The following is a 25993-nucleotide window of genomic DNA, read 5'->3' as shown; positions in this document are numbered from 1 at the left end:
GCGGGATCATCACTGCATGAGGATTCTGATCGCAACAGCGAGCAAGCACGGATCGACTGCCGAAATCGGTGAGCAGTTAGGCCGCGCGATTACTTCGGGGTTACGGGCACGGAATATCGAGCCTCAGGTCGATGTCAAGAAAGCCCACGACGTCGACACGGTCGAAGGCTATGACGCCGTCGTTCTCGGCAGCGCGATCTACCTCGGGAAATGGCTCAAGGATGCGACCCGTCTGGTGGATCGCGATCTCGATGCCCTGCAGAAGCGTCCGGTGTGGTTGTTCTCCAGCGGCCCAATCACCCCTGGTGACAATGCCGACAATCTCAAGTGGATCAACACCCCCTGGGCCGTTGAGCACCACATGTTCGGCGGCAAACTCGATCCGTCGGTGCTCTCGTTCACCGAGCGCATTGCGACCAGAGCGGCAAAAGCGACCGAGGGCGATTTCCGATCGCCGGACGACATCGCCGCTTGGGCCGACAGCATCTGCTCGACCCTCGCCGCCCACCCGGATCGGTGAAGGTCGAAGGACACACGTGACCGCCGTAGATCTGTACTGGCTTCCGCTCGGCGCTGGCGGACATGTGGTGCGCTTCAACGGCATTGTCTACGAACGGTTGAGCGCCTGGTTCACTCATCGAACACCGGTGCCGCTTTACCATTGCGCGCTGCGAATCACAGTGCCGCCCAACGTCTATTCGATCGAGATGACTCCGGTGTGGCAGCACAAGGAACCCGATCGCGGTGTTGTCGCGGAAGGTCCGGTCGGCGCGCACTGGGCCGGTAGATCGAAGTACTTCCGGTACGAAGTGCACTGTTGGCGGAACGGAACGGTCGACGATATCGAGGAAGCTGTCGAGAGTCCGCTGCGTCTATCGGCGGATTCGGCAGTTGCCGAGCAGATCCTCGACGAGATTCGAACGGTTCCCACCTTCGTCTGGGGACGGGATGCCGTCGGCGTAGGTGACATGTGGAACTCGAATTCCGTTGTGGCCTGGGTCTTGACCCGATGCGGCGTCGATCTTTCCGGAATCGAGCCACCGCACGGCGGGCGGGCTCCCGGCTGGCACGCCGGAATCGCTGCAGCGGCAAGACCTTCCAGGCGCACGTAAGCGACTGGCGCCGAGCAGGGAATCTGCTCGGCGCCAGTCGGTGTGAGAGAACTACGACGCCGACGTCACTCGATACACGTCGTACACGCCTTCCACATTGCGGACCACGTTGAGAACGTGGCCCAGATGCTTCGGGTCACCCATCTCGAAGGTGAACTTGCTGATGGCAACTCGATCACCGGACGTGTTGACCGACGCAGACAAGATGTTGACCTTCTCGTCTGCCAACGCCTTGGTCACATCGGAAAGCAAGCGGTGACGATCGAGCGCCTCGATCTGGATCGCGACCAGGAACACCGACGACGCGGACGGTGCCCACTCGACGTCGATGATCCGTTCGGACTGGTCGTGCAGCGAATTGGCGTTGGTGCAATCCGTGCGGTGAACACTGACCGCGCCGCCACGCGTGACGAAGCCCAGAATGGAATCGCCAGGCACCGGTGTGCAGCACTTGGCAAGCTTTGCCACCGTGCCCGGAGCACCGGGAACCAGGATGCCGGAGTCGCCGGTACTGCGAGTACGCACCGGCATGTTCGACGGTGTCGACCGTTCGGCCAGTTCCTCCTCGACTGCGCCGACGCCGCCGAGATGAGCCACCAGACGCTGTACGACGTGGTGCGCACTGACCTGGCTCTCACCCACCGCGGTGTACAACGCCGAGACGTCCGGGTACCGAAGCTCGTTCGCGATCGTGCTCATCGACTCGGCATTCATCAAGCGCTGCAACGGAAGTCCGACGCGTCGTACTTCCTTGGCGATTTGATCCTTACCGGATTCGAGAGCTTCCTCGCGTCGTTCCTTCGCGAACCACTGACGAATCTTTGCCTTGGCCCGCGGGGAGACGACAAACGACTGCCAGTCACGGCTGGGGCCTGCGGTGGCCGCCTTCGACGTGAAGACTTCCACCACCTCGCCGTTGTCGAGCTTGCGCTCGAGGGCGACCAGACGTCCGTTGACGCGGGCACCGATACAGCGGTGGCCCACCTCGGTGTGCACGGCATAGGCAAAGTCGACCGGCGTCGAACCTGCAGGCAAGGTCACCACGTCACCCTTGGGGGTGAAGACGAAGATCTCCTTGACGGCAAGGTCGTAGCGCAGCGACTCGAGGAACTCCCCCGGGTCGGCCGCTTCACGCTGCCAGTCGAGTAGCTGGCGCATCCACGCCATGTCGTCGACCTCGGCGATGTCGCCGGCGTGCTTGCCCTTGGTCTCCTTGTACCGCCAGTGCGCGGCGATACCGAACTCGGCCGTCCGGTGCATGTCCTGCGTACGGATCTGGACCTCGAGGGGCTTGCCCTCCGGACCCACGACCGTGGTGTGCAGCGACTGATACACGCCGTACCGCGGTTGCGCGATGTAGTCCTTGAACCGCCCCGCCATCGGCTGCCACAGTGAATGCACAACACCGACTGCCGCGTAACAGTCACGGACCTCGTCACACAGAATGCGGACGCCGACCAGGTCATGGATGTCGTCGAAGTCGCGGCCCTTGACGATCATCTTCTGATAGATCGACCAGTAGTGCTTTGGTCGTCCTTCAACCACCGCATTGATCCGCGACGCGAACAGCGTGGAGTTGATCTCGGCCCGCACCTTCGCCAGGTAGGTGTCCCGCGACGGCGCGCGATCGGCAACCAGACGCACGATCTCGTCGTACTTCTTGGGGTGCAGGATCGCGAACGACAAGTCTTCGAGTTCCCACTTGACTGTCGCCATTCCAAGCCGATGAGCAAGGGGTGCAATAACTTCGAGAGTTTCGCGAGCCTTGCGTGCCTGCTTCTCCGGCGGCAGGAAGCGCATGGTCCGCATGTTGTGCAGGCGGTCGGCAACCTTGATGACCAGCACCCGAGGATCACGCGCCATCGCGATGATCATCTTGCGGATGGTCTCGCCCTCGGCGGCGGTGCCCAGGACAACCTTGTCGAGTTTGGTGACGCCGTCGACCAAGTGCGCAACTTCGTCGCCGAAATCGCGCGTCAATTCTTCGAGCGAGTAACCGGTGTCCTCAACGGTGTCGTGAAGCAATGCGGCCACCAGTGTGGTGGTGTCCATCCCCAACTCGGCGAGGATGCTCGCGACAGCCAGCGGGTGCGTGATGTAGGGATCGCCGGACTTACGACGCTGACTGGAGTGTCGTTCCTCCGCGACGTCGTACGCGCGCTGGAGAAGCGCCAGATCGGCCTTCGGGTACAGCTCACGATGCAAACTGACCAGCGGCTCGAGAACCGGGCGGATAGTGGCATTACGCTGCCCCGTGATGCGCCGAGCAAGGCGAGCTCGAACGCGGCGAGACGCCGACGCCGGTACGGCTGCACTCTGACCGATCCGATTGCCTGCTGTTTGCGACGAAGCGGAACTGTCGTCCGGAGCACCGGACTTCGATGGTGTCGTATCCGGAGCCGGGTTGGTACCCGATTCCTGCGACACTGCACCCGAGTTCTGTGATCGATCAAGATTCGACGTCATGTCGCCACCTCCTACCACCGAGTTGGTTAGACAACCGCCCTGTAACGGGAAATTGCCCTGGAGGTCTACCAGACCCCCAGGAGCCAACTTTAGTACTCAGACCTTGACCAGGGACGTCAGCGGGTACTTTACGAACCGATCACGGCCCCTGAGTTCTTCGATCTCGAGCACCACGGCCACCGCGACGACGGTGGCGCCGGCCAGTTCCACCAACTGCACGGCTGCTTCCAATGTCCCTCCGGTAGCCAGAACGTCGTCGATGACCAGAACATTCCGTCCGGTGAGATCGAACCCGTTTGCCGGAATCTCGAGCGTCGACGACCCGTATTCGAGGCTGTACGAACGTGAGAGAACAGGTGGCGGCAGTTTGCCCACCTTGCGCACCGCAACCACACCGGCGCCCATTCGAGCGGCAGCACCGGCTCCGAGCAGGAAACCACGCGCGTCGACGGCCGCAATCGTGTCCACATCGGGCGCACATGCAATCAAACCGTCGAGAACAGCACTGAAACCTTCGGCGTCCGCGAACACCGGCGTCAGGTCTGCAAAACGCACACCCGGACCTGGGAAATTGTCGGCCCACCGCGTCAACCGGACTACGGCATCCGACGCGGCCAGATGCACTGCCTTCAATTCGTCTGACGTCATCCTTGTCCCACCCACACTGATTTCATTCGAAATCGTCATCTACGCAATACCCATCTGTCCATGTTCCAGCCGCTGGCCGATCGAGTCGGATTGGCCACCACGGCACTCATTCCTTGAGCGACGGCAACAGTTCGCACCTGATTGAACAGAGGAATAGTAGGCACCTGCGTCCAGAGGATGTTCTCCGCCTCCACCGACAGTCCCAATTGCGCAGCTATTGCAGGATCGGTGTCCAACTGGTCGATAATCTGATCGACCCGCGCATTTCCGTATTCACCGAAATTCGAGGAGTTACCCGACCGTAGTGCGCCGCGCGCGTCGATCATGTCCGCCATGCCCGCCGCACCCGCTTGACCGGCGGTGCCGGCCAGGACCGCGTCGACGCCACCCGTGCGCAGTGCGTCCGGTGTGAAATCCGGGGAGCTGACGTCCTCGATCGTGACTCCGGCAGGTTCGCACGCCGCCTTCACGTCGGCCACGATCTGGGACCGCACCGGATCCGGAGCCAGGTACCCGACACGCACGGTCAACGCATCCAATCCGGCCTCGGACAACGAGACCTTGGTGGCTGCGACGTCCGCTGCGCTGTATCGATTACCGTCGGTCGCCGCGGCATCGCTGTACACCAACGAATCGGGGACTACGAGACGCGAATCCACCGTTCCGGATCCGACGCCGACCGCCGGCGCGTCTGGCGTGCTTCCGTACTGATCGAACAGCGTCGACCGAGGCACACAATGCCCGAATGCCCGCCGGGCTGCTTCGTCGCCCAGAACCCCCGACGTCGACAAGATGAATTGCTCGATGGACCTCGACGGGATTTGCTCGCTGGTGAAACCGGAGAGCGCGCTGAGGTCCCCGGCCGAACCGGAACCGACGTCGATCACTTCGATCGATTGGTCGACAGCATCCTTGGTGAGGTCCACTCCACGGGGCCAGACCACGATGCGGTCAGTGGCCGGTGCATTGCCCCACCACCGCTCGTTGGCGACCAGCACCAGCCCACCGTCTTCGGTGTAGTCCTCGACTCGGTACGGGCCCGAGGACGGCAATACCGACGTATCCAACTGACCGGGCGTCATGTTCCACCCGGTGTTCCAGAAATCGGCGATCTTCGTCAGTGCCTCGGTGTCATCCGAATTCACGGCCGACACCAGGTCTGGCACGCCGGCGCGTTGCATCGCGATGTGCGACGGCATCAGTGCCGTCGCCCCGAACAGGGAACGCCACTCGGTGAACGCGCGGCCGGGTTTGAACACGACGGTCGCGTCTTTTGCACCGGGCTGGCACTGCACCCGGTCGATATCGGAGTACCCCAACGTGTTGGCTACATCGAACATCGGTACGTCCGCGCCGTCGACGGTTTTCGTGAATCGGCCACTCGATGCGGCCCACGTGAGAACCAGGTCGTCGCAGGTCAGCGGAACACCATCGGAGTACACGGACGAGGGATTGAGCGTGTACGACACGGTCAGAGCCTCACCAGGCAACTGCGCCGCGGTACCGATGTCTGTGTCCGATACCGGAGCGCCGACCGGCCCGGTGAAGGTGAAGCCAGGCAGCACCCGACTGAGCGCCGCCATCGTTCCTGAGACGGCCCCGGCCGTCGTGTTGCCGTTGTACGTGGTGATCGTGTTGTCGATTGCGTATCCGATGGACGGAGCCTGCTCGGTGTCGTCCTCCGAGCAGGCCGCCAACGAACCTGTGACCACCGCGGTGGCAGCAACAAACGACAGTGAGCGAACTACTGCTCGCCTCGCTTGGAGCATGATCAGTGAGCCTTCTTTTTCCGCTTTCCGGTCGGCCGAGCGCCAGGCGCGGGAGCAACTGCGGCACGTTGCGTTACCGATGCTCCGGCACCGACAGACTCTGCGGTCTTGGCACCGAGACCCTTTTCGGTAAGCGTAGCCCGGCGAGCGAGAACCTTGCGGGTGTGAACGGCCACAGGTCCCCATCGTTCCTTCATCGACACGAGGAGCGGGGTCGCGAAGAAGATCGACGAGTAGGCGCCAACGACGATGCCGACCAACTGGACGAGGGCCAGGTCCTTGAGCGTTCCGACGCCGAGCATCCACACCGCGACCACCATCAGGGCAATCACGGGCAACACACTGATGACCGTTGTGTTGATCGAGCGCATGAGCGTCTGGTTGACGGCGAGGTTCGCCTGTTCACCGTACGTGCGACGCGTCAGATGCAGGATGCCTCTCGTGTTCTCCTCCACCTTGTCGAACACGACGACGGTGTCGTACAGCGAGAAACCGAGAATGGTGAGCAGACCGATCACCGTCGCAGGTGTGACTTCGAATCCGACGAGCGCGTAGATACCCGCGGTCACGATGATGTCGAAGAACAGCGCGATGATCGCGGCTACCGCCATGTCTCTCTCGAAACGAATCGCGATATAGATACTCACGATGACCAGGAAGACGATCAGCGCGAGCAGAGCCTTCTTGGTGATCTGGCCACCCCACGTCTCGCTCACATCGGCAAAGCTGATGGCATCGCGGGACGGATTACCGTTTCTGTCCTCGGGCTGGAATTCGTCGAATAGTGCATTCTGGAGCGTCACGATCTGCTGCGCATCGAGCGTTTCCGAGCGAATCTGCACGGTAGCACTCGAACCCGAACCCACCGTCTGCACGCTGACCGGTTCGAAACCGAGTGCTTCGGAGTACACAGTTTCGACCTGCGATGTCTCGACGCCGTCTCCGGCCGGGAACTGGATGCGCGATCCGCCCTCGAAATCGATACCGAACGTGAAACCGCGGATCAGCATTGCCAGCAGTGCGATCGCTACCAACGCGCCGGTCAGGCCGTAGTAGAACCGACGCTTGCCGACTACCTCGAATGCGCCGGTGCCGGTGTACAGACGCGACAGCAGACTATGTTTCGGCATCGAGGCCTGGTCGACCCCGGAATCTGCTGTTACGGAACGTGCTTCGCGGTCCGCCGAGGAATTTTCGGCAGAGTTGTTGTTGGACTCACTCATGCTCGTGTCTCCTTAGCCGACGCAGCGGCGGCAACCTTACGTTCGCGGGCTACCTCTTGGACTGCTCCCAATCCGTTGACGCTGGGCTTGGACCAGAACGCCGAACGGGAAGCCAGATGAACCAGAGGCCACGTCACGAGGAAGACAACTACGACGTCGAGGATGGTGGTCAGGCCGAGGGTGAACGCAAATCCGCGCACCTGGCCCACCGCCAGTAGGTACAGAACGGCGGCCGCGATGAAGCTCACGGCGTTGCCCGAGAGGATGGTGCGGCGGGCACGGGCCCAACCACGGGGTACTGCGGAACGGAAGCTGCGGCCCTCTCGCATCTCGTCCTTGATGCGTTCGAAGAATACGACAAACGAGTCGGCTGTCATACCGATACCGATGATCAGACCTGCCATGCCGGCGAGGTCGAGGGTAAACCCGATATACCGGCCGAGCAGCACCATGATGGCGTACACCATGATTCCCGAGAGGACGAGCGACAGCGCGGTCAGCACGCCAAGCATTCGGTAGTAGACGAGGCAGTACACGAGCACGAGAACAAGGCCGACTGCGCCCGCGATCAACGCTGCTTGCAGAGACGCCAGTCCGAGCGTCGCCGATACTGTCTCGGCTTCCGAAGCCGCGAACGAGAGCGGCAGCGAACCGTACTTCAGTGTGTTCGCCAGTTCCTCCGCGCTTTCCGCGGTGAAGCTGCCGGTGATCGAGGTGGCGCTACCAGCGGGCGTTGCGCCTTGAATCGTGGGCGCGCTGACGACCTTCGAGTCGAGGACAAAGGCTGCCTGCTTGCCGATGTTTGCCGCGGTGAACTGTGCCCAGGTGTTGCTGCCCGTGGTCTTGAACGACAGGCTGATCTCGTGGCGAGACTGCTGGGAGTTGAATATCGACGACGCGTCGGAGATTTCCTGGCCGTCGATGATCGAGGGGCCGAGGAGGTAGATGTACGCACCGTCCTGGGAGCATGCGACGAGCGGAAGGGTCGGATCGTCGTTACCACGCAGCGGATCGGCTACCGAACAATCGAGATTCGCGACGGCCTGCTCTTGAACCGTGGGATCGGTGCTCTGACGCAGCGCGCGCGCAGCAGCGATCTCGGCTGCGGCGGCGTCACTGGCGTCGGCCGAGTCACTCGGAGCGGCCGGTGCCGGCGGCTCTGTTGTTGGCGCTGCTTCCGATGTGGGAGCGGGTTCGCTGGTTGCCGGTTCTTGTGCTGGGAACGGGCGGTTCTGCGGAGCCTGTGTGGCCGGTGCCTCCGTTGCGGGCGCCTCTGCTGCCGGTGTTTCTGCCGCCGGTGTTTCTGCCGCCGGCGTTTCGGTGCCGGGAGCGACCGTCGTGCGGTTGGCGTCGCGAGTGGCGACATCGATCGATCCGGTAACCGGACGGATGTACAGGCGAGCCGTCTGACCCAACGACCGCGCCTGTGCACTGTCGTCGCCTGGCACCGTGATGACGAGGTTGTCACCGTCGATGAGTACCTCGGATCCGGACACGCCGAGCCCGTTGACGCGGGTCTCGATGATTTCCTTAGCCTGCTTCAGACTGTCCTGACTGGGCGCGCTGCCGTCCGGCGTGCGCGCAGTCAGCGTGACACGCGTTCCACCCTGCAAGTCGATACCGAGCTTCGGTGTGGCCGATTTATCGCCAGTAAAGAACACCAGTGCATACAGCGCCACGACCAGGACCCCGAACAGGGCTAGGTAGCGGGCTGGATGCACCGTTCCGGTGGAAGGTGCCACGATCTTTAAGTCTCCTCATTAGGTGCCGGACGTGAGCGGTCCACGACCGCTCGAGTTGCGCCGTTCGAACGTGCGGCGATGCGTTAACTACACAGTAACTCTAGAGCAGGGTCACGACGTGACTGCGTTCAGGAATCCTTGGTGAGTCGGATTTCGGTGTCAGTCGCCGATTCTTCGAACTCGGAAGACGCGTCTTCGTCGTCACTGTAATCCTCGACGACATCACTGACACGCTCGCGGATAACCAGACGCGACCAGGTGGTGACGACGCCGGGCGCAATCTCCAGTTCCACGGTGTCGTCGTCCAACGACGTGATGGTCGCGTACAGGCCGGCCGTGGTCTGCACACGGTCGCCCACCTGCAACGAATCCTGCATCTCGGAAGTCGCGGCCATGGCCTTCTTCTGCTTGCGCATGCCCAGGAACATCGGCACCAGCAGTGCGAGGATCAGGAGGGGGAAAAGCAAACTCGACATGTGTTGATCAACCTCGGTTTTGTAGCATGTTTTTCGCCACGCGGGCCCCGGATGGACCTACGCAAGACACCAGTGTGCCACTAGTTCCTTAGGAAACCCGACAGTTCGCCACTAACGGGAGGCTCCGACAACGCGAAATCACTCCGCGTCCGGGTCGAACAACGATGCTTGTGGCTCCCTGGCGCGAACCTCGATACCACCTGCAGCGGCGTCCGGTGGCGGCGTCATGCCGAGCTGTTTCCAGGCTGCAGCAGTGGCAACACGACCGCGCGGGGTCCTGGCGATCATGCCGGCGCGAACCAGGAACGGCTCGCACACCTCTTCGACAGTCGACGGTTCCTCACCGACCGCAACCGCCAAGGTGGACACTCCCACCGGGCCGCCGCCGAATGAACGCACGAGCGCACTCAACACAGATCTGTCGAGACGATCCAGTCCGAGTTGGTCGACGTCGTAAACGGCGAGAGCGGCGCGGGCGACCTCCATCGTCACGATCCCATCTGCCCTCACTTCGGCAAAATCTCGCACTCGCCGCAGCAACCGGTTGGCGATACGCGGAGTCCCTCGCGAGCGTCGAGCAATTTCGGCACTGGCATCAACTTCGAGATTCACGCCGAGGATGCCCGCCGATCGCATCAGAATCTGTTGCAGCTCATCGGGTTCGTAGAAATCCATGTGCGCGGTGAACCCGAACCGATCTCGCAGCGGACCGGTAAGGGCGCCGGATCGGGTGGTCGCCCCTACGAGGGTGAACGGCGCAACTTCCAGCGGAATCGACGTAGCACCTGGACCCTTGCCGACCACGACGTCGACTCGGAAGTCCTCCATCGCGAGGTACAGCATTTCCTCGGCGGGACGGGCGATCCGATGAATCTCGTCGATGAAGAGAACGTCACCCTCCACCAGATTGCTCAACATCGCTGCAAGATCACCGGCCCGCTCGAGAGCCGGACCTGACGTCAACCGCAGTGAAGAACCCAGCTCACCCGCGATGATCATCGCCATCGACGTCTTGCCGAGTCCGGGCGGTCCGGACATCAGAATGTGGTCGGGTGTTCCGCCGCGCATCTTTGCCCCGGTGAGTACCAGTTGCAATTGCTCGCGCACGCGCGGTTGACCGATGAAATCGTCCAGGCTCTTGGGCCGGAGACTTGCCTCGACCTCACCGTCCCCCGCCACCAATTCGGCGCTGACCTGGGATTCGTCGTCGAAGTCGTCGATCGGGTCGAAATTCATCGAGTTTTACCGAGCAGGGAGAGAGCGGATCGAAGTGCGACGGACGTAGTTGCGGCGGGTGTTTCCGCGAGCACGGAATCCGTGGCTTGTTCGGCTTGCTTGAGCGGGAACCCGAGCCCTTCCAAGGCCTCGACGATCTGATCACGGATCGCATTTGCTGCAACTGCCCCCGACACCCCGGCGGTCGTCGGTACTGCGTCGACCTTGTCTCGCAGTTCCACAACCATGCGTTCGGCACCACGTTTTCCGATGCCAGGCACTCTCGTCAACGCGGTGAGATTGCCCTCCGAGAGCGCTCGCCGCAGCGCATCCGGCTCGAGTACCGCAAGCGTGGCCATCGCCAGGCGAGGGCCGACGCCCGACACCGTCTGGAGAAGGCTGAACAGATCCTTGGACTCGAGATCGGAGAAACCGTAGAGCGTCATCGAATCCTCACGCACGATCATCGTCGTGAAAAGCCTCGCCTCACTCCCCCGGTGCAACGCACCCAGCGTCACCGGCGTTGCGTTGACGCGGTAACCGACACCCGCAGCCTCGATAACCGCATGATCGAGAGCTATGTCGAGTACCTCGCCGCGAACCGACGCGATCATCGTGAACCTGCCTTCTTCGTGGTCTCGGCCAATTTTGCCTGATACTTACGCATCTGCTCCGCAGCCATTGCCTCGGCGCGCGCCATTCGTTCGATCATGGGTGCCCGCCAACAGTGGCAGATCGCCAGCGCGAGTGCGTCCGCCGCGTCGGCGGGTTTCGGAGCGGTTTTGAGATTGAGGATTCGAGTCACCATCGCGGTGACCTGTGCCTTGTCTGCAGTTCCGCTCCCGGTGACAGCCGCTTTCACCTCGCTGGGCGTGTGAAAGAACACGGGAATGCCACGGCGCGTGGCCGCAACCGCAACAACACCACCGGCTTGCGCCGTCCCCATTGCCGTACTGACGTTGTGTTGCGCGAATACCCGCTCGATGGCAACGACGTCAGGTTTGTACTGCTCGATCCACAGTTCCGCCGCATCCGAGATTCGGAGCAAGCGAGGTCCGAGGTCCATGTCAGCAGGCGTACGCACCACGTCGACGGCAATGGGACGCACAACTCTGCCGTTACTCCCATCGACCACACCCAACCCGCAACGGGTCAAGCCAGGGTCCACTCCGAGCACGCGCACTTTTGTCACACCTCTCCACACCGAACAGCTGTTCGATAGCTTAGCGGTGTACGGGCGAACTGCCGACATCAACACGCAACCCGGCCGCGACGATTACCGTCACGGCCGGGTTGAGTATGGCTGCGTCGAACTAGTTCAGCGTCGACCTAGTCGGCGTCGAGTGCTGCAAGCACCTCGTCGGACAGATCGATATTCGTGTAGACGTTCTGCACGTCGTCGGAATCCTCGAGCGCGTCGACGAGCTTGAAGATCTTGCGGGCGCCGTCGACGTCCAGCGGAACCTCTACGGATGCACGGAAATCGGCCTCGGCGGAGTCGTAGTCGATCTCGGCTTCCTGCAGAGCGCTGCGAACCGCGACAAGATCCTGTGGCTCACAGACGATTTCGAAGGTCTCGCCGAGATCGGTGACCTCTTCTGCGCCGGCATCGAGTACTGCCATCAACACGTCGTCCTCGGACTGCCCGTTCTTCTCGAGCGTCACGACGCCCTTGCGAGCGAACAGGTATGAGACCGAACCCGGATCGGCAAGGTTGCCGCCGTTGCGCGTCATCGCGGTACGAACTTCACCCGCTGCACGGTTGCGGTTGTCGGTCAGGCACTCGATCAGCACAGCAACACCGTTGGGCCCGTAGCCCTCGTACATGATGGTCTGCCAGTCCGCGCCGCCAGCTTCTTCACCTGCGCCGCGCTTGCGCGCACGCTCGATGTTGTCGTTGGGGACAGACGTCTTCTTAGCCTTCTGAATGGCATCGAACAACGTGGGGTTGCCCGTGGGATCGCCACCGCCGGTTCGTGCCGCCACCTCGATGTTCTTGATCAGCTTCGCGAAGGATTTGCCACGACGTGCGTCGATCACAGCCTTCTTGTGCTTGGTGGTGGCCCATTTTGAGTGGCCGCTCATGCGATTCAAGCCCCTTTCCTGCTGTGTTGCGCACGCCGAATGCGCTTCTTTCAGCTCTGACGATGTTACCCGTCCCACGTCGCCACATGCTGCATCCCCCGCACACTAATTCGTCAAACACGAGATTGTTTGCATAGAATGCAAACATGTTGATTCGCATCGATCACGCCTCGGCGACGCCACTCGCCGATCAGATTGCGGCCGGAGTGCGCGGGGCCGTCATCCGCGGCGAGGTCGGCCCCGGCGATCGACTTCCGTCCGCTCGCGCACTCGCCGAGTCGGTTGACGTCAATCTGCACACCGTTCTGCGTGCGTACGCGGCGCTGCGCGACGAGGGCCTCATCGATCTACGACGCGGGCGCGGCGCCGTCATCCGCGCCGAGTTCGATTCCGGCGCAACAGCTCTCCACGAATCAGCACGAGAGTTTGTCCGCCAGGCCCGCAATCTGGGTCTCGACACAGCCCACATGCTCGACCTCATCAAGGAGACCAGCACACAATGACGACCAGCAAGGTCCGGCTCTGGACCGCAGCCTCGTTGACCTTCATCCCCACGGCGGTGTTGATCGTGGCACGCCTACTGTGGGGCGATCAGCTTCCGCACACTGTCGCCAGTCACTGGTCCGGATCGACGCCGGACGGATTCGCCACACCCACAACGTTCTTCGCCATCACACTGGCGGTGTCGTTGATCGCCTCCGTCGTTGCCGCGGTCACGGCGATTCGTGCGGGCGACTCCGCTCCCCTGCTGTTGTCCGTCACAGCCACCGCAGCCGCGACGTCAGCGACGATCTGGATCCTCAGCGTTGCCTTGACCCTCGACGCCGGCGCCCCGGAGAACGCACGTATCGGGTGGTGGATAGCTCTTCCCATCGCTGCGGCAATGACGGGAATCGCCGCTTGGGCGCTCACCTCACGGGGCGGAGCCAATGTCGAACCGCTGCTCCCCACCCCGACGCTGGACACACCGCTCACTGCCACCGAACGCGCAGCGTGGATCGGCCGCGCACACAGCGTCTGGCCGTGGGTCCTCTCCGCCGGTCTGACAGCACTCACGGTCGGCACCGCCGCATATTCCGACTGGTGGGTAGCTGTCATCCTGCTCGCCGCCACCGTCATGACAGCAGCTTTCGCGTCCGTCACGGTCCGCGTGGATAATTCCGGACTGAGCATCAGCTCGTGGGGCATCCGGTGGAAGAAGATTGCCATCTCGAGAGTGAAGTCCGCGTCGGCCGACGCCATCCGGCCGCTTGAGTGGGGTGGATACGGCTATCGCATCACTCCACGCGGCACGGCGGTGACACTGCGCTCCGGCGAGGCAATCGTGCTCACGCTCGAGACCGGGCGCGTTTTCGCCGTCACCGTCGACCACCCGGAAGATGGTGTCCGACTCCTCAATTCACTCGTCCAACAGGCTGGCGCTCGCGAAATCTAGCCCCGAACCAGGTCGACGAAGAGCTCGTGCACACGACGGTCCCCCGTCACCTCCGGATGGAACGACGTCGCAATCACCGAACCTTGCCGAACAGCCACGATCCGGCCGGCAGCTTCGCCTGCTGCCGCCGGCACCTGGGCAAGAACCTCGACGCCCGGGCCTACCCGTTCCACCCACGGCGCGCGAATGAACACGGCCCGGACAGGATCTCCGACAATGCCCTCGAATTCGAGGTCCGATTCGAACGAATCGACCTGACGTCCGAAAGCGTTGCGGCGCACGGTCATATCAATAGCATTGAGGTGCTCGGCATCGGGCCGGGTGTCGAGCACCTCGCTGGCCAGCAAGATCATGCCGGCGCACGAACCGTAGGCAGGCAACCCACCGCGAAGCCGTTCGCGAAGCGGTTCGAGCAGTTCGAAAACCTGCAAAAGCCGGCTCATCGTTGTCGATTCACCGCCGGGAATCACGATGCCGTCAACCTTGTCGAGTTCCTCGGGACGGCGCACACCCACGGCGTCCGCCCCCGAATCCGCCAAGGCAGCAAGGTGCTCCCGCACGTCACCCTGGAGTGCGAGTACGCCGATCAACGGACGAGTCATGCCTGTGTTCCTACCTTGTCTTCACTACCCGAGGGGTCTTCACTAACCGAGGGCTCGCGTTCGATCCGCGACAAGCCTTCCTGGACTACCGCTGCCACCATATTGCCGCTTCGATCGTAAATGCGCCCCTGCGTCAGCGCTCGCCCGAACCCGGCCGACGGCGACGTCTGGTCGTACATCAACCATTCGTCGGCCCGGAACGGACGCAGGAACCACATCGCATGATCGAGTGAGGCATTCTGCGTCTTCACGTCCTTGTGCGGCACATTCGAGGTGTTGAGCAGCGTCATGTCACTCAGATAGGCCAAGGTGCAGATGTGCAGAAGTGGGCGATCCGGCAAGGTGTTGCGGTAACGGATCCAAACCCGCTGCTGCGCAGGCATATCCGGTGCCGAGTTCGCAACGTCTGCAGGCACGATTCGCAGATCCCAGTTCCGCCACTCCTCGTGAAGCGGTGTTCCGGCAAAATCGGGAATGGTCAACGGGTCCGGCAGTTCCTCCGGCATCGGGACATTCGGCATCCGGTCCTGATGCTCGATGCCCTGGTCTTCGACGTGGAACGACGCCGACATCGAGAAGATCGTCTTCCCGTCCTGGACGGCGTTCACCCGGCGTGTACAGAACGAGCGCCCGTCACGGATCCGGTCCACGAGATACACCGTGGGAATCTTGGGATTGCCCGGCCGCAGAAAATATCCGTGCAACGAATGCACGTGGAAGCGCTCGTCTACGGTGCTGACTGCGGATACCAGAGACTGGCCGGCTACCTGTCCACCGAAGGTGCGCTGCATGACAGTGGGGTGAACTGCCCCTCTGAAAATGTCCTTTTCCAGCGTTTCGAGCTCGAGGATCTCCTCGATACCAATCATGTGTCCTCCGGCAGAGTAGAGGCCGACAGCGCCGGCGGGCAACGGGTTCACATTATCGGTTCGCCGCCCGCACACGGCACCATGGTGGTGTGAACGCCTTCATCCCCTCGACCCCGCAGGCACTGGCCGAACAGGTTGTATCGCTGTGTGAATCACACCCGACAGTTGCGGTGGTGGCGCTGGACGGTGCTGATTGCGCTCGGCCGGTCGAACTAGCCGAGTTGATCGGTGTTGCCGCGCAGGCGCGGCAACGTCCGAGTGCTGTTGTCTCTCTTCACGACTACGTGCGGCCGGCGTCGTTGCGGCTCGAGTTCGGGCACGAAGATCCGCTGAGCTATCGAACGATGTGGTTCGACTACGACGCTCTGGACCGTGAAGTCGTGACGGCGGCGCGGGCGCGTCGTACGTGGCTTCCCCAACTGTGGGACGAGACAGCAGACCGGTCGGCACGCTCATCCCGCCGAACCGTTCACGAGCGAACGGTGATCATTGTCGCCGGACCGATGCTGCTTGGCCGCGGTCTCGACTTCGACGTCACCGTCCGATTGAACATGTCCGAGGCGGCGATCCGGCGGCACACACCGCCTGCACAGCTGTGGACCGTCGACCCGCTACTCGAGCATCAGGATGGTGTGACCGACCGGATCGATCTGGACGTGCGTTACGACCACCCCGCTCGACCTGCCGTTCGCGTCTACTGAGTACGAAGGTGACGCGTCAAACCTTCCTGAACCACCGCGGCGACCATGTTTCCGCGCCGGTCGAAAATCCGTCCCTGAGTCAGCGCGCGACCGAACCCGGCCGACGGCGAGGTCTGGTCGTACAACAACCACTCGTCCGCCCGAAACGGGCGCAGGAACCACATTGCGTGATCGAGCGATGCGGCCTGCATTGGTGTGTCCTTGTGCGGGATACGAGAGGATCCCAGCAAGGTCATGTCGCTCATGTACGCGAGGGCACACACGTGGAAGACCGGGTCATCCGGTAGTGCCTCCCGCGAGCGGAACCACACTTGCTGCTGAGCCGCGGCGCCTGGACGCTTGCTGATATCAGCTTGTGGGACGAGCCGTAGGTCCCAGTCTGCCCATTCGCGAGCCAGCCACGCGGTCTCGCCGTCGTCGGAGTCGGTGGCCAGGCCCAGCGTCTCAGGGTCGGGCACAGGCGGCATCTCGTCCTGGTGCTCGATGCCCTCGTCTTGAACGTGGAACGACGCCGACATCGTGAAGATCGCCTGCCCGTCTTGGATTCCTGTCACCCGTCGTGTGGCAAAAGATCGGCCATCGCGCACGCGGTCGACCAGAAAGACAGTGGGCTCCTTCGGGTTTCCGGGTCGGAGAAAATATCCGTGCAGGGAATGAACCAAGAATTCCGGATCAACGGTACGCACGGCCGAGACAAGTGCCTGACCTGCCACTTGCCCACCGAATGTTCGGGGCAGCGTGGTCTCCGCAATTATCCCTCGGAAAATGTCGCGTTCGAGGCGTTCCAGTTCCAGAATTTCTTCGATCGTCGCCATCGCTACTCCCGTTCTCCGCATCCGCCGAATTCTCACCGACAGTCACACAATGCCTGATGGTGGACAAATTCAGCGAATTCAACCAGCGCAGACACGCGAAACACCTAAAACGGACACGGTCGTTCTTTACGATTCAAGTTACAGCTGAATTCGCGATCGCAGACCGGGAGAACCCATGCGCCGTCACAGCACAACAGCAGCCGTCGCTTTGACGATGAGTCTCGTCGCCCTGACCGGGTGCGGCACCTCGTCGGAGGAGAGCGATTCCACTGACGTGTCGCAGACTCAGGTCACGTCGTCAAACAATGCCCCGGCACCGGCGTACGCGGCAACCTTGCAGCCGACCATCGAGAAACTGATGAAAGACAACGTCATTCCCGGCGCAGTGGTGCTGATCTCGTCGCCGACGCAAGGCGACTGGACCGCGACATTCGGCACACAGGTCATCGGCGAGGACAAACCCATGTCACTGGACGACTATTTCCGCGTCGGAAGCAATACCAAGACCATGACGTCGACGGTCATTCTCCAGTTGGTGCAGGAAGGAAAGCTCAGCCTGGACGATCCCATCGGTAAATACATCGACGGGGTGCCCAACGGCGATACGATCACCATTGCGCAGCTATCCGACATGCACAGCGGGCTGTACAGCTATTCCTTCGACCCACAATTCAACGCGACGCTCGACAACGACCCGCAGAAGGCGTGGACACCGGAGGAATTGCTGGCCATCGCGTTCTCCCACCCCGTCGATTTTGCTCCGGGCGAGAAGTTCGAGTACAGCAATACCAACATCGTGTTGCTCGGCCTGCTCATCGAAAAGCTCACCGATATGACTGCGGCACAAGCATTCCAGGAGCGCATCTACGAACCCCTCGGGTTGACACACACCTCCTTGCCGGACGCAACCGATTCCTCGATCCCCGACCCCCATCCACAGGGCTATTCCTTCGGCACCAATGTCTCCACGATCGACACCTTCGCCCTCCCTGAACCAGAACTGAGCGCAGCGCTGGCCGGCACCTTGAAGCCGAACAACGAGACCGATGCCAACCCGTCCTGGACGTGGACGGCGGGCGGCGCAATTTCGACGGTCGGAGATCTGGCTACCTACGTCAAAGCCCTTGTCGGCGGCGGGTTGCTGAATGACGACATGCAGAAGATTCGCCTCGACAGCATTCAACCCACTGATCCGAGCAATCCCTCGGCCGCCGGCTACGGTTTGGGCATCGCACGCTTCGGACCTGCCCTGATCGGCCACGACGGCCAGATTCCCGGATTCATGTCGTTCATGGCCCACGACCCGAACACCGACCTCACCATTGTGATCGCCACCAACCTGGCGACGGTACCGAGCGGTGAGGGATCGGCGCTGGTTCTGGCCAAGGGCATCATTCCCACCTTCTACGGCGGGGGCGGCGTACCCGGCGGTGACCCCGCGGCGGTACCCGCGGCGCCAACACCGACCCGCTGACTAGTGATCTTCGTCCAACTCGCCCGATTAGTCCCCTCTCGCGTGAGAAAATAAGACATGACCGCCAACGATCTCTCCTCGAACTCACCAGTCGCCGTACTCGCAGCCGAAGAAAGCTGGAAGCTGCTGAGCCAAGCCACATTGGGCCGGATTGTGGTCGGAGCTTCCGGACACGTGGACATTTTCCCGGTCAATTACGTGGTCGATGACAACCACATCTACTTCCGCACCGCGGAGGGAGCCAAACTCGTCGAACTGACCATCAACGATCGCGTTCTGTTCGAAGCCGATCACGTTGGCCCAGAACAGGGATGGAGCGTCGTAGTACGCGGAACCGCGCGTGTCATCACGTCGTTCACCGAAACCGCCAAGATCGACGAATTGGGGTTGCGGTCCTGGATTCCGACGCCCAAGTACAACGTTGTCGAGATCACCGCATCCGAAATTACCGGCCGCGCCGTGAAATTCGATCACAACCAGAACTGAGCGCAATCGAAACGCACCACTATCCAGGTCAGCCCACCGCCCCGGCCGACAGCGCAGCCTGCCAGCCTCCGTACTCGCTGATGTCTTTGCCCGTGGACGCTGCCTCCTGGTCACAGCCGAACCCGGTTCCCCAACTGCCGTCGTCGAATTCGACCGATCCGAGCATCATCGGCGTCGGCAGTGCCGCGAGAAATGTGCCGAGTGCGGCGGGAGTGAGTTGCCAGCGCTCCCCCACAATCGACACGCCGCCCTCGCTCACCCGGATCAATCCTGGTTTAGGTGGCGTGGTGTCCAGCGCGCTGAGTCGGTAGCGCGGAGCGGTGGCTACCGGCCCACACCAGCGGGCACCGAGCCCGGTCAGCTGATGCTCGAGCGGCTGACCGCGCAGGTGAGCGCCGAATACTGCCAGCTCGACCGTGTCCGCGGGCGCTGAAGTCCATCCGGTTGCCTGGTCGCCATTCACCATCGCCGCGATGTCAGCAGCGACGCCGTCCTCGAACGCACGCGCCAGCACCGTCACCCCGAACTGCGCATCGCCTGCCCTACCAGCTGGAACCGCGACAGCTGACAGGTCGAAGAGATTGCAGAAGTTGGTGTACGTGCCCATACGGGAGTTCACGCCGATCGGATCGCCCGCAACGTCGGCGATCGTCGGATGTTCCGGGGCCGTCGGCACCATGAGGGCATCGAGTCCGTCGAGCTCCTTCATCGCCCGGTTCCGCAACTGCGCCAACAATTCCCGGTCCGCGAGTAGTCGATGTGCCGGTATGACTCCGGCCGGCGCAATGATCGAACGTACCGTCGGGTCCACCGCATCGGCGTGCGCGTCGACGAATTCGCCTACCGCCGCATATCTTTCAGCGACAAGCGCACCGTCGTACAGCAGCTTCGCGGCGTCGAGGAAAAGCGTCAGGTCAATCTCGACTACCTCGGCACCCGCAGCCCGCAGCCGTCCGACAGCTGCTCCGAACGCTGCCGCCCACTGCTCGTCGAGTCCGGGCAACACAGCTGGAACTGCGACGCGTGGCCGCGGCGGCGCGGCCAACCGGACGTCGCTCGGCCACTGGCCGCCCCGTGCGCCTGATGCCATCACGGCCATCGCAGACTCGGCGCCGGCCAGATCCGCGGCGAAAATGGTCACGCAATCGTAGGAACTGCATGCCGGGACCACTCCCTCGGTCGAGATGATCCCGACGGTCGGCTTGATGCCGACAATGCCCTGCAGACCTGCTGGAACACGGCCGGATCCTGCGGTGTCGGTACCGATCGCGATGTCGACCAACCCGAGCGCAACAGCTACCGCGGATCCAGAACTCGAGCCACCCGAGATGTACTCCGGCCGACGCGAGTCGCGTACAGCGCCGTGGGGGCTGCGTGTGCCGACCAGTCCGGTGGCGAACTGGTCGAGGTTCGTCTTACCCAGCACTACTGCGCCCGCCGCACGCAGAGCCGCAACGGCGGCCGCGTCGACCGCGGGTGTGTAGGCGAACTCGGGACATCCGGCGGTGGTGGGTAAGCCTGCCACGTCGACGTTGTCCTTGACTGCGAGCACCAGACCTCGTAGCGGCAGGTCAGCGGTGGAGGCATCGACGCGCGCGGCCTCGGCCATCGCGTCGACCTCGGGGCGCAGGTGTATCCAGATCTCCGGCCGGTCGACGCTGTCGATCGACCGATATGCCGCCGATACCCGCTCGGTCGCGCTCACGCGGCTACCTCCTTGACTGTTGTTGTGGTGCGGGCAAACTCACCCGCAGCTGACCACGCGTCCCGCTCGGCGCCGAACGCGACGGCCTGGGTTGCACGGAATGCCGCAATGGAGTCCGCATTGTCGGTCAGGAACTGCTCGTGTTCGGCGAGGGAGAAACTGCCGTCGGTGATCTGCACGCCGCCGGGCCCACCTGCCGCCGTCTCGGCGCGCAGTTCGAGCAACTCGTCCGGCTCGACGGGATACCAGGAGATCCGGTCGAAGAACCGTAGCAACCAGGGCGTACCGTCCTCGAACGGTCCGGACTTCTCGGGATAACGGTGATTCCACACCTGGGTGGTGCGTCCCACGAACTGGTAGCCGCCTGGCCCCTCCATGCCGTAAATGCACAGGTACGCTCCGCCGATACCGACCGCGTTCTCCGGCGTCCAGGTACGTGCCGGGTTGTACTTGGTGGTGACCAACCTGTGTCGCGGGTCGAGCGGAGTGGCAACCGGCGCACCGAGATAGACGTCGCCGAGTCCAAGGACGAGGTACTCGGCGTCGAAGACCGTGTCGAAGACGTCAGCGACCGAATCCAGCCCGTTCATGCGCCGAATGAACTCGATGTTCCACGGGCACCACGGCGCATCGGCACGAACACCGTGCATGTACCGCTTGATCGCCTCGCGGGTGGACGGGTCGTCCCAGGACAAGGGCATCCGCACCGATCGGCTGGGAACCACGAGTTCGGACGAATCCGGGATCTGTTCCTCAGCCTCGGCGAGCAAACCCATCAGCTTCGACACGGGCAGCACGTCGGGGTCGACGCGCACCTGCAGCGACCGGATGCCGGGCGTGAGATCGAGTAGCCCGGCAGGCTTCTCTGCCTCGAGACGCTGATGCAGCGCGTGCGCCCGCGCCCGGAGCGCGAGGTCGAGCGTCATGTCCCCGTATTCGACAAGAACGTTGTCGTCGCCCGAGCGGCGATACGTCACCGCAGTCTTGCCGTCGCGGCGGGCGATCACTCCGTCGTCCCCGTCGCCGCCGTCGCTGAACACTGCCGGCAGGCTCGCGCGCCGACTCAGGCCCAGTTGACCTTTCGATGCGGCGCGATCGGCGCGGATCGGCACAAATCGAACCGTATCGCCGGGGCTCAGTTGGCCGAGCTTCCACCGTTCCGCGGATACGACGGTAACCGGGCAGACAAATCCACCGAGACTCGGACCGTCCGGCCCGAGCAGGATGGGGGTGTCACCGGTGAAGTCCAGTGCGCCAACCGAATAGGCGTTGTCGTGAATGTTCGAGGGGTGCAGTCCGGCCTCGCCGCCGTCGTTGCGCGCCCAGTCAGGCTGCGGGCCGATCAACCGGACGCCCGTGCGATCGGAGTTGAAGTGCACCTCGTAGTCGGTGGCGTACAGCGTGTCGATATCGTTGCGGGTGAAGAACTCCGGTGCACCGTGTGGACCCTCGGTAACGGCGATCTCCCAGCGGCCACCGATCACCGGTAGATGTTCCATCGGAACTGGTTGGGCGGCATCGGGGTTGCATGGCCCCGCTCCGCAGCTCAACACGTCGCCCTCGCGCAGCGTCCGCCCCTCGTGACCGCCGAACTTGCCGAGCGTGAACGTCGCACCGCTGCCCAGGTAGTCGGGCACGTCGATCCCGCCGCGGACCAGCACGTAGATCCGCAGTCCCGGACCTGTTGTCGCCCCGACGTCGAGGACACCGCCGGCGGGAACCTGCACCGGCGCCCAGGCCCGGACCTGCAGTCCGTTCACTCGGACAGTGGCAGGTGCGCCGGTGACACACACGACGGTGGCCTCGGCGAATCGCAGTGCTGGTCCGGCCATCGTGCATTCGAGCCCGGCGGCTCCCGGTTCGTTCCCGAGTGCTTCGTTGCCGAGCCTGAAAGACAGGTCGTCCATCGGGCCTGACGGGGGAACACCGATCTGCCAGTAGCCGACGCGGCCTGGCCAGTCCTGGACGGTGCTCAACATACCGGGGCGCTGAACGGTGATCTCGGTCATCGCTCTTCCTCCGGACGGGTCACGATCATCCGTACCTCTGTGGGGTCGAAACCGTTGCAGGGGTTGTTGATCTGCGGGCAGTTCGATACGAGTACAAGCGTGTCGATCTCAGCGCGCAGGGCGAGGCGCTTACCCGGCGCGGAGAGCCCGTCGACAATGCCGAGTGTGCCGTCCGCGTCGACCGGTACGTTCATGAAGAAATTGATGTTGGAGACCAAGTCTCGTTTACCAAGGCCCCACTTGGCTCCCTCGATCAGGAAGTTCTCGACACACGCGTGCTGATGCTTGGTGTGGTGGCCGTAGCGCAGGGTGTTCGACTCCTGCGAGCACGCGCCACCGACGGTGTCATGGTTGCCGACCTCGTCACCGACAAGCGTCATCAGAGCTGTTCCGTCGTCGGCGCGAAGCACGGACCCTGTAGTGAGAAACAGATTGCGCTGAGCTGCAACAGTTGCGGCGGCCGAGTACCGAACAGCGTGATCATCGGCAGCATAGAAGAGGGAGTCGACGGCTTGATTGCCGTGCAGGTCGACGATGGTCAGGACGTCACCGGCCCGCACGATCGCGGACCAGGGTCCGCGGGCGCCGACAGTGTCATCGAGGATCACGGCTCCGGGGACAAGAGCGGGAGTGTCTACGGCGGTGGTCATTTGGCGTCCCTTCCGAGCTGTGCTGCATTGACGTGCTGTGCTTCATTGACGGGCTTGGCGGCGTTCCAGGCGTCCTCGGTGTTGAGGACTGCGCGGCGGTACTCGGGATCGTTGTTCGGCAGAGCCTCCAGATCCTCGGGTGCCGTCCATGCCACTACCTCGAGGGATGTGGTGCCGAACGTGGTGGCCGGGTCAAGCGGGTGTGCGGTATTGGCGATCAGCACGATCACCGGGAGATGAATCAGCAGCTCCAGCTCTGTTCCGGCGCCGGCATTTCCGGTGCTGGTGAGTCCGCCGTCGGACTCGACGCGCACTCCGTGGAACAGGGACAGCACCGGCGGCAGGTCACGCGCGGTCAGACCGTGTTTGGCCGCAGCCAGTGTCAGCAGTTCCCGGCCCGCGGGCGCACCCGAATGGACGGATCCTTCGCCGTACTTGGCTGTGTTCGTAGCCAGTGAAGTGGTTCCGCAAAACGCGTCGTGGTGACCGGAGGTATCGGCCACAACGGTGGCCAGCACCCGTCCCTGGTCGGAGAGCAGCGGATGCCCCACCCTCAGGTACGCCTGCCACGGAACCTTGACGGTATCGGCGATGTTGAGCCGCTCGTGCGGAGCGTCAGCCCGGTACAGCAGCAGGTTCGCGCAGGCACTGCCGGCGATGTCACGCAATCGGAGCCGCGTGCCGCGGGCCAGCACCTTCGAGGTGTAGCGGCCGCCGGGCACGGACTCAGCCCAGGTGAGCCGGTCAGCGTCGATACCGGCCGGAGGCGTGGGCCAATCGGAGGCGGGAAGGACGGGCATCGAGTCGGTGATCGCACCGGCCTGCGAGCGGGCGTGTTCGCGGGCGGCTGTTGTGGTGTCGGTGGCAGTGTCGGTCGTGGTCACTTCGTAGCTCCAATCGTGACGGGGTTCGGAACGGTTTTGCCGCGCGGGTAGCAGAGAGCGCCCACCAGGACGACGGCAACGACGGTGATCGGGGCGGCCCATTGCAGGATCGGCATGTCACCGGACGGGTTGAAGATTTCGGCGCGTGGCCAGGACAGGTTGATCACCATTGCGGCTCCGTACAGCACCGCCGCGATGTTGACCGGGACTCCGAAGACGCCCAGTGAGAACAGCTTTCGGCCTTCGGAGTCGTACTGGACATCTCCGTGCGGCCAGCCTTGCAACCGGCGACGCAGCAGCGGAACGGTGACCATCAGGTAGGCAAGGTAGATCAGCACGATGCACACACTCGACAGTGTCGTGAAGATTGCCGAGTTCCCGACGTTGACCGCGAGCACCAGGATGCAGGCGATACCGATCAGGACGGACGGCGCGATGGGAGTTCCGGTGCGGGCGTTGACCTTCGAGAGGGTCTTCGATGCGGGCAGGCGGCCGTCGCGGGCCATGGAGAACATCAACCGGGACGCGGCGGTCTGAATCGCGAGGGTACAGACGAATACCGCGATAGCGACGTCGATCAGCAGCAGGGTGCCCCACGGGGAGCTCAGGATTGCGCCGAGCACGTACGGCAAGCCTTCGGTGGCGAGCCGACCGTCGGTGAGGCTCGGCGCTGCCATCAGCGCGCCGACGATCATCAGGCCACCACCAAGAGCAGACACCGACAGTGCCAACCGAATGGTGCGCGGTGCGACGCGACGCGGATTGCGGGTCTCCTCGGCGAGTTCGCCTGCCGAGCCGAAGCCGACCATGACGTACGCGGCCATCAATCCCGAGACGATCCAGGCCCAGATGTAGCCGGGCTCGCTGCCTGCGGCGCCGGTGTCGAATACCACCTGCGGGCCACGCTGGGCGTGGGTGAAGAACATGCCGATCACCGCAATGACGCCGATGATCTCGCAGGTCACGCCGATATTGTTGATGCGCGACATCCAGTTCACGCCAACGCAATTGATCGTTGTCGTGAGCACCAACAGCACCGAACCGAGCAGTACCGCGTTGGTCGCGCCACTCGACGATGTCAGCGAGCTGTCCTCGCCGACGATCTGAAATCCGCTCCACACGTTTGGCAACACCACCTGCAGGGCGATCGCCGCCGCAGAGGCGGTAACGATCTGCGCGATGATCATGAACCAACCGGCAAACCACCCGATGATCTCGCCGCCCATCCGCCGGGACCACTGGTAGATGGCGCCTGAGATCGGATACCGCGCAGCAAGTTCGGCAAAGCTCAGCGCCACCATGAACTGGCCCAGGAACACACAGGGCCACGTCCAGAAGAATGCCGGTCCGGCAAAGCTGAAGCCGAGTCCGAACAACTGGAAGATCGTGGTCAGGATGGAGACGAACGAGAAGCCGGCCGCAAACGAGGCGAACTTGCCGAGCGAGCGGTGCAGTTGCTGCTCGTAGCCGAACTCGGCGAGGTCGTTGTCGTCGCTGGGCTTAGGTGCCGCGATCGTCATTGATTCTCCTGGGGCCTGGGGGCTGTATTCCTGTCAGTTGACAGTTTTCTGCGCTCCCGTTCCCTACTGGTGTCTCTCATGTTTCGCTGTGTAGCGATTGCGTTGCG

Annotated in this window: 25 protein-coding genes; 7 read left to right on the top strand and 18 right to left on the bottom strand. The window is 63.0% G+C overall.

Going from position 1 to position 25993, the window contains the following annotated elements:
• The first annotated feature begins 16 nt into the window (after positions 1-16).
• Together CJ178_RS04045 and CJ178_RS04040 are read left to right on the top strand one after the other, a co-directional pair.
• The gene (locus tag CJ178_RS04045; protein ID WP_052683524.1) at positions 17-520 is read left to right on the top strand and encodes a flavodoxin domain-containing protein; all 504 of its coding nucleotides are present in this window, start codon (positions 17-19) and stop codon (positions 518-520) included.
• 16 nt (positions 521-536) lie between these two features.
• Positions 537-1112 carry a hypothetical protein gene (locus tag CJ178_RS04040; RefSeq protein WP_095886167.1) on the top strand — a complete coding sequence of 192 codons (576 nt, stop codon included), beginning with the start codon at positions 537-539 and terminating at the stop codon, positions 1110-1112.
• A 51-nt stretch (positions 1113-1163) separates the two neighbouring features.
• On the opposite strand, the gene CJ178_RS04035 is transcribed toward CJ178_RS04040, so the two are convergent.
• From CJ178_RS04035 to CJ178_RS03990, 10 genes are all read right to left on the bottom strand, one after another.
• On the bottom strand, positions 1164-3578 hold the full coding sequence (locus tag CJ178_RS04035) for a RelA/SpoT family protein (protein WP_095886166.1): 2415 nt from the start codon (positions 3576-3578) through the stop codon (positions 1164-1166).
• A gap of 96 nt (positions 3579-3674) precedes the next feature.
• The gene (locus CJ178_RS04030) at positions 3675-4226 is read right to left on the bottom strand and encodes an adenine phosphoribosyltransferase (RefSeq protein ID WP_045067526.1); all 552 of its coding nucleotides are present in this window, start codon (positions 4224-4226) and stop codon (positions 3675-3677) included.
• Positions 4227-4261: 35 nt separating this feature from the next.
• Positions 4262-5995: an ABC transporter substrate-binding protein gene (locus CJ178_RS04025; RefSeq protein ID WP_095886165.1), complete on the bottom strand. Its 1734-nt coding sequence runs from the start codon at positions 5993-5995 to the stop codon at positions 4262-4264.
• 2 nt (positions 5996-5997) lie between these two features.
• Positions 5998-7218, bottom strand: coding sequence for a protein translocase subunit SecF (secF, locus tag CJ178_RS04020; RefSeq protein ID WP_095886164.1), 1221 nt, complete (start codon positions 7216-7218; stop codon positions 5998-6000).
• On the bottom strand, positions 7215-8960 hold the full coding sequence (gene secD, locus CJ178_RS04015; protein ID WP_095886163.1) for a protein translocase subunit SecD: 1746 nt from the start codon (positions 8958-8960) through the stop codon (positions 7215-7217). Before secD ends, secF begins: the two co-directional genes overlap by 4 nt.
• 128 nt (positions 8961-9088) lie before the next feature.
• Positions 9089-9436, bottom strand: coding sequence for a preprotein translocase subunit YajC (gene yajC, locus CJ178_RS04010; RefSeq protein ID WP_045067521.1), 348 nt, complete (start codon positions 9434-9436; stop codon positions 9089-9091).
• Positions 9437-9574: 138 nt separating this feature from the next.
• Positions 9575-10672, bottom strand: a complete 1098-nt coding sequence (ruvB, locus tag CJ178_RS04005; RefSeq protein ID WP_033234671.1) for a Holliday junction branch migration DNA helicase RuvB — start codon at positions 10670-10672, stop codon at positions 9575-9577.
• The gene (gene ruvA / locus CJ178_RS04000) at positions 10669-11265 is read right to left on the bottom strand and encodes a Holliday junction branch migration protein RuvA (protein WP_033234672.1); all 597 of its coding nucleotides are present in this window, start codon (positions 11263-11265) and stop codon (positions 10669-10671) included. The genes ruvB and ruvA overlap by 4 nt, the downstream gene beginning before the upstream one ends.
• A complete protein-coding gene (ruvC, locus tag CJ178_RS03995) occupies positions 11262-11834 on the bottom strand; it encodes a crossover junction endodeoxyribonuclease RuvC (protein WP_033234673.1) in 573 nt (190 codons plus the stop codon). The genes ruvA and ruvC overlap by 4 nt, the downstream gene beginning before the upstream one ends.
• Before the next feature lie 146 nt (positions 11835-11980).
• Positions 11981-12736, bottom strand: coding sequence for a YebC/PmpR family DNA-binding transcriptional regulator (locus CJ178_RS03990; RefSeq protein ID WP_045067518.1), 756 nt, complete (start codon positions 12734-12736; stop codon positions 11981-11983).
• A 146-nt stretch (positions 12737-12882) separates the two neighbouring features.
• On the opposite strand from CJ178_RS03990, the gene CJ178_RS03985 reads away from it, so the two are divergent.
• Both CJ178_RS03985 and CJ178_RS03980 read left to right on the top strand, forming a co-directional pair.
• Positions 12883-13239, top strand: coding sequence for a GntR family transcriptional regulator (locus CJ178_RS03985; RefSeq protein ID WP_033234675.1), 357 nt, complete (start codon positions 12883-12885; stop codon positions 13237-13239).
• Entirely contained in the window at positions 13236-14171 is a 936-nt protein-coding gene (locus tag CJ178_RS03980; RefSeq protein WP_095886162.1) for a hypothetical protein, read from the top strand. Before CJ178_RS03985 ends, CJ178_RS03980 begins: the two co-directional genes overlap by 4 nt.
• Here the strand turns inward: CJ178_RS03980 and pdxT are convergent.
• Positions 14168-14773, bottom strand: coding sequence for a pyridoxal 5'-phosphate synthase glutaminase subunit PdxT (gene pdxT / locus CJ178_RS03975; protein WP_033234677.1), 606 nt, complete (start codon positions 14771-14773; stop codon positions 14168-14170). The genes CJ178_RS03980 and pdxT overlap by 4 nt on opposite strands.
• The gene (locus tag CJ178_RS03970) at positions 14770-15642 is read right to left on the bottom strand and encodes an acyl-CoA thioesterase (RefSeq protein ID WP_033234959.1); all 873 of its coding nucleotides are present in this window, start codon (positions 15640-15642) and stop codon (positions 14770-14772) included. The genes pdxT and CJ178_RS03970 overlap by 4 nt, the downstream gene beginning before the upstream one ends.
• 89 nt (positions 15643-15731) lie before the next feature.
• Here CJ178_RS03970 and CJ178_RS03965 point away from each other — a divergent pair, with 89 nt between their 5' ends.
• Positions 15732-16343 (top strand): hypothetical protein, encoded by a 612-nt coding sequence (locus CJ178_RS03965; protein WP_033234678.1) that lies wholly within the window; start codon positions 15732-15734, stop codon positions 16341-16343.
• Here CJ178_RS03965 and CJ178_RS03960 read toward each other — a convergent pair.
• A complete protein-coding gene (locus tag CJ178_RS03960) occupies positions 16337-17158 on the bottom strand; it encodes an acyl-CoA thioesterase (protein WP_033234679.1) in 822 nt (273 codons plus the stop codon). The two genes, CJ178_RS03965 and CJ178_RS03960, sit on opposite strands and share 7 nt — an antisense overlap.
• Before the next feature lie 175 nt (positions 17159-17333).
• On the opposite strand from CJ178_RS03960, the gene CJ178_RS03955 reads away from it, so the two are divergent.
• Both CJ178_RS03955 and CJ178_RS03950 read left to right on the top strand, forming a co-directional pair.
• Positions 17334-18632 carry a serine hydrolase domain-containing protein gene (locus CJ178_RS03955; protein WP_095886161.1) on the top strand — a complete coding sequence of 433 codons (1299 nt, stop codon included), beginning with the start codon at positions 17334-17336 and terminating at the stop codon, positions 18630-18632.
• Between the two features lie 57 nt (positions 18633-18689).
• Positions 18690-19118: a pyridoxamine 5'-phosphate oxidase family protein gene (locus tag CJ178_RS03950; RefSeq protein ID WP_095886160.1), complete on the top strand. Its 429-nt coding sequence runs from the start codon at positions 18690-18692 to the stop codon at positions 19116-19118.
• Positions 19119-19146: 28 nt separating this feature from the next.
• On the opposite strand, the gene atzF is transcribed toward CJ178_RS03950, so the two are convergent.
• The 5 genes from atzF to CJ178_RS03925 are packed head-to-tail and all read right to left on the bottom strand — an operon-like array spanning position 19147 to position 25886.
• Positions 19147-20823: an allophanate hydrolase gene (atzF, locus tag CJ178_RS03945; protein ID WP_095886159.1), complete on the bottom strand. Its 1677-nt coding sequence runs from the start codon at positions 20821-20823 to the stop codon at positions 19147-19149.
• Complete coding sequence (locus tag CJ178_RS03940) at positions 20820-22832, bottom strand: 5-oxoprolinase/urea amidolyase family protein (RefSeq protein WP_095886158.1); 2013 nt, start codon at positions 22830-22832, stop codon at positions 20820-20822. The genes atzF and CJ178_RS03940 overlap by 4 nt, the downstream gene beginning before the upstream one ends.
• The gene (locus CJ178_RS03935; RefSeq protein ID WP_033234682.1) at positions 22829-23482 is read right to left on the bottom strand and encodes an urea amidolyase associated protein UAAP2; all 654 of its coding nucleotides are present in this window, start codon (positions 23480-23482) and stop codon (positions 22829-22831) included. Before CJ178_RS03935 ends, CJ178_RS03940 begins: the two co-directional genes overlap by 4 nt.
• Positions 23479-24366: an urea amidolyase associated protein UAAP1 gene (locus CJ178_RS03930; protein WP_257012992.1), complete on the bottom strand. Its 888-nt coding sequence runs from the start codon at positions 24364-24366 to the stop codon at positions 23479-23481. Before CJ178_RS03930 ends, CJ178_RS03935 begins: the two co-directional genes overlap by 4 nt.
• Positions 24363-25886: an amino acid permease gene (locus CJ178_RS03925; protein WP_092808207.1), complete on the bottom strand. Its 1524-nt coding sequence runs from the start codon at positions 25884-25886 to the stop codon at positions 24363-24365. The genes CJ178_RS03930 and CJ178_RS03925 overlap by 4 nt, the downstream gene beginning before the upstream one ends.
• Positions 25887-25993: the final 107 nt, after the last annotated feature.

It is taken from the genome of Rhodococcus sp. ACPA4 (genome assembly GCF_002300185.1).
GTDB lineage: Bacteria > Actinomycetota > Actinomycetes > Mycobacteriales > Mycobacteriaceae > Rhodococcus_F > Rhodococcus_F globerula.
The sequence above is the reverse complement of the archived record's forward strand: the minus strand, read 5'-3'. Positions and strand labels throughout refer to the sequence as shown.